Genomic DNA, 504 nt, shown 5'->3' with positions numbered 1-504 from the left:
TGTAAAAATGGCCAACCTGATTTTGATGTTGTGGTGTGTGGTAATGACCGTATTGCTTTTTTAGCTTATCAAGTGTTATTGGGCAAAGGGATCCACATTCCAAAAGATGTGGCAGTATTGGGATATGACAATATGATTGGCGTTGGTGAGTTATTTTATCCACCACTAACAACGGTTGTGTTACCTCATTATCAATTAGGGGAACAAGCTGCATTACATATCATTGAGCAACGGAAAAATAATGGTACTCAATATGTTGCATGTGATTTATCAGAAAGGACATCAATTTAAGGGAACGCTTATTAGCAAACGTCCCCCTTAAAAATATTATTCAACAGCTTTGTTGAGTCGCCATAAAGTCGCTTTGAGTAATTTTGCCGATTGGTTAATCGCAAATAATGTTAAAGCACGTTGGTTTTTTTGTGGATATATACGGCTAGTAAAACAAATTTCCCCCTCATTGATAAATACTTCAAGACTTGATTTGTCAATGAATGCATGGAT

Annotated in this window: 2 protein-coding genes; one reads left to right on the top strand and one right to left on the bottom strand. The window is 36.3% G+C overall.

Going from position 1 to position 504, the window contains the following annotated elements; all coding sequences use genetic code 11:
- Positions 1 to 291 (top strand): substrate-binding domain-containing protein (locus tag ABN217_RS20565; protein WP_349460055.1); only part of this gene is annotated, 291 nt, incomplete at its 5' end.
- A 36-nt stretch (positions 292 to 327) separates the two neighbouring features.
- On the opposite strand, the gene ABN217_RS20560 is transcribed toward ABN217_RS20565, so the two are convergent.
- A complete protein-coding gene (locus ABN217_RS20560) occupies positions 328 to 492 on the bottom strand; it encodes a GH32 C-terminal domain-containing protein (protein WP_502935157.1) in 165 nt (54 codons plus the stop codon).
- Positions 493 to 504: the final 12 nt, after the last annotated feature.

The organism is Proteus sp. fly-1067 (assembly GCF_040139345.1).
GTDB lineage: Bacteria > Pseudomonadota > Gammaproteobacteria > Enterobacterales > Enterobacteriaceae > Proteus > Proteus vulgaris_B.
The sequence above is the reverse complement of the archived record's forward strand: the minus strand, read 5'-3'. Positions and strand labels throughout refer to the sequence as shown.